The following is a 3126-nucleotide window of genomic DNA, read 5'->3' as shown; positions in this document are numbered from 1 at the left end:
TATAAATGTCCTTGTACAGTGTACATATGTATTCTTCTTAAATACATTGTCCTATAGTAGCACATAACGAACGAGAACAACACTGACAAATTGAGGTATTCATTGCTCAACTATAGGATAATCGCCCCCTTGAATCCATGATAACTTGTTCAAGCCTCCTCATTAACTTGCCGATACGATCATTTCAATATTATGCTTCGCTGCTCATATGTGGTAATGTGATATATAGACAACTGCAGCGCCGCTGCAGCAAGGACAAGGAGGAAATGTTGTTGAATCGCACAAGAGCTATTACATTTTTTACACTTATGCTAGCCGTTCTGCTTATCGTCGCTGGCTGCGGCAACAAGCCAAGTACTGGACAGAGTGGAACAGCAGACACAACCAAGTCTGGACAAGAGACTAACAAGGAAGCTCCGAAAGAAAACAGCGATAGCAAAAAGTCTTCCGATTCCAAAAATCCGATTGTCACGATCGAAATGGAGAGCGGAGACAGCATTGAAATTGAGCTGTACCCTGACAAGGCTCCGAACACCGTAAACAACTTTATTTCCCTCGTGAACAAGGGATTTTATGACGGGACGATCTTCCATCGTGTTATTCCAGGTTTTATGATTCAAGGAGGAGATCCTCAGGGCATCGGCATTGGCGGGCCTGGTTATGGCATTAAGGGGGAGTTTGCTAAAAACGGAGTAGAGAATGACCTGAAGCATACGGAAGGCGTATTATCAATGGCACGCTCTCAGGATCCGAATTCAGCAGGATCCCAATTCTTCATCATGGTAGCAGACGCGCCACATTTGGATGGGGATTACGCGGCCTTTGGCAAAGTGATCAAAGGGATGGAGATCGCGCAAGCGATCGTGAATGTGCCAACCGGGGCTAACGATAAGCCGGAGAAAGACCAAAAAATGAAAAAGGTTACCGTAAATACATTCGGCGTCACGTATCCGGAGCCTGAAAAAATCCAAAGCTAACTCGTAAGCTAATATATTTGATAACAGGGACAATAGAAGGCTGGCTCCTTCTGCTGTCCCTGTTCTATTTTATATAACCCATCAATGGGAATCACGTAATCATGCTGATGTGCTGGTGAGCACTCTATTTATCGGCTTAAGGTGATTTCGCAGCCTAAGGAACGTTGTAAGGAGACAGGGGCTGCACTACTTCCGTGCGCCCCGTTGTCCTTTGCTGGCATTGCTGCGAGATGAACGAGATTGGATCGACGGCTGTGACTTGCGTACTGGCTTTCCAGAATGACGGCGACCTCCTGCTTTTGCACGATTTCCTTTTGTGAGCGCAATTGGGCCCATTAATGACTGAAAAGTGCTGTACATGGATCGTGCTTGCTGGAACATGCCGAACATCTTCTGAATTTTTCCGAACGTATTCATCAGGTCATCGATTCCATACTGTCTGTTCAATGAAGTGTAAGAACCACCGCCTGCGTTGCCTGCAGCTTCTTGATTCACAGCTGCATTGGATGCAGAGGGATCCGTTGGGGTTGTTAGCCCCATTACATTTTGATTCATGTAAGGCGCAGATGCATTCGTTCTGCCCGGCTTGCTGATAGATCGTGAGGCTGCTCTAGGCGAGGCGGACAGCTTGTGCTTGGGTTTCGAGCCTTTGCGTGGAGACGTTCTCATGATGACGACCATCCTTTACCTCTGCTTATATGGGTGATTCCACTCCTTGTAGAGCGGAAGCCTTACAAGATAATCTATGCACTCCCGCAACAGCTCGTATAGGTACCTATCTCTTTAATCGTATTTTTGTGCCATCACCTAACTTGAGGTCTGATCTTAGGGAACACTTGCAAGGCGTTGTGATAAAATACATCCTCATGATGACGCTCCGGAATGACCGTTTTTACAAAATCAATGTAGGTTCCAATCGGTGCAAGTGGCCAATCTGTTCCGAAGAGCAGCTTATCATAGCGGTCACAATACACGATGGCGTGGCGCAAATGCTGAAAAAATAACGGCGACTCCTCGTCCAAACGCGCAAATCGCCTTGAATCTCCCACAAGCAGCCCCGACAGATCTGCATACACGTTTCGATTCTTATATACGACCTCTGCTCCGTCCAGTACCCATGGATCACCGAAGTGCGCCATCATCATCGTCACATCACGGTGCTTCACGGCCACTTCATCAATCGTTAACGGATGGGCGTATTTCAACAGCCCTCGTTCTGAATACGTATCTCCACAGTGGAATACAACCGGAACCTCGTACTTGGCAGCCAACTCATATACCCGATCATAGACACTGTCGAATGCATAGAATGGATAATAGCCGAGATATAGTTTCAATCCCACTGCTTGCGGCTTCTTCAGTTCGAGCTCTATTCGTGCCCATGCCTCTTCATCGCATTGATAGGGATTAATTCCAATACAATAAGCAATCGAAGCAGGGAGATCATCAACAAGATCAAGTACCATCGGGTTATGGGCCTCAGCATCAGGGAATCCCTCTGCTTTCGTCTCTGCCAGCCCCATTCCGATACCGAGGACAACACCATGCTGTGCGTATTCTTGCAGAAGCCCCTTCACACTGTAATCTACCTTGGATAATTCGTCTGCCGTACGCTGGAACTCCTCAATTCGGGACAGGTGCATATGGGCATCAATGATTTTCACCCCTTGACCACCTCCGGCTCAGATTGCGGAAAACGAATAGCACGAAGATCGGTTAACGCCTCCTGTTCGATTCTTTCCATCGAGAACATCAGCATAACGGGAGAAGTACGCTGAGTATGACCGTTCGGGATGTGCAGCTTGTGAATCACATTTGTATGTGTCACCTCTTTATTGGCATACACGCTCGAGCGAGAAATCGTATGATCTGTCACGATGTGCATAAAGGCTGTCTTATCTCTGGACCCGAATCGATAATCAGAATTTTCGTAAACATCGACAACTCCCTTACCTTGAGGGAAAGCGATTGGCTTTCCGTTCGAAGAATACGCTTCGAGCCAGCTATCTTGCCCAGGTTCCCCGTTATAAATGAACATTTCTTGCTCCAATCGATCATTCAAATAAGCTTGAGAAGCTTGATGCACATCCGTGAAATGGCATAATACCGGTACACCCGGCAACAGTAAATAATAATTGCTCAATCGAAT

Annotated in this window: 3 protein-coding genes and 1 pseudogene; 1 reads left to right on the top strand and 3 read right to left on the bottom strand. The window is 46.7% G+C overall.

The genetic code is table 11. The annotated features are described in order from the left end of the window. Positions 1-266 precede the first annotated feature (266 nt). Positions 267-977 carry a peptidylprolyl isomerase gene (locus AZ66_RS28125; RefSeq protein ID WP_044357948.1) on the top strand — a complete coding sequence of 237 codons (711 nt, stop codon included), beginning with the start codon at positions 267-269 and terminating at the stop codon, positions 975-977. A 186-nt stretch (positions 978-1163) separates the two neighbouring features. Here AZ66_RS28125 and AZ66_RS28120 read toward each other — a convergent pair whose 3' ends face one another. The 3 genes and pseudogenes from AZ66_RS28120 to AZ66_RS32220 all read right to left on the bottom strand — a co-directional run. Continuing rightward, positions 1164-1646 carry a hypothetical protein gene (locus AZ66_RS28120; protein WP_156160123.1) on the bottom strand — a complete coding sequence of 161 codons (483 nt, stop codon included), beginning with the start codon at positions 1644-1646 and terminating at the stop codon, positions 1164-1166. Between the two features lie 134 nt (positions 1647-1780). Further along, positions 1781-2641: an amidohydrolase family protein gene (locus AZ66_RS28115; protein WP_044357945.1), complete on the bottom strand. Its 861-nt coding sequence runs from the start codon at positions 2639-2641 to the stop codon at positions 1781-1783. Next, a pseudogene (locus tag AZ66_RS32220) lies at positions 2638-3126 on the bottom strand (GNAT family N-acetyltransferase); the annotation flags it as partial. The pseudogene AZ66_RS32220 and the gene AZ66_RS28115, both read right to left, overlap by 4 nt.

The sequence above is a fragment of the Paenibacillus sp. E194 genome, assembly GCF_000935845.1.
GTDB lineage: Bacteria > Bacillota > Bacilli > Paenibacillales > Paenibacillaceae > Paenibacillus_B > Paenibacillus_B alvei_B.
Note: the sequence above shows the minus strand (reverse complement) of the source record. Positions and strands in the feature narration are given on the sequence as shown.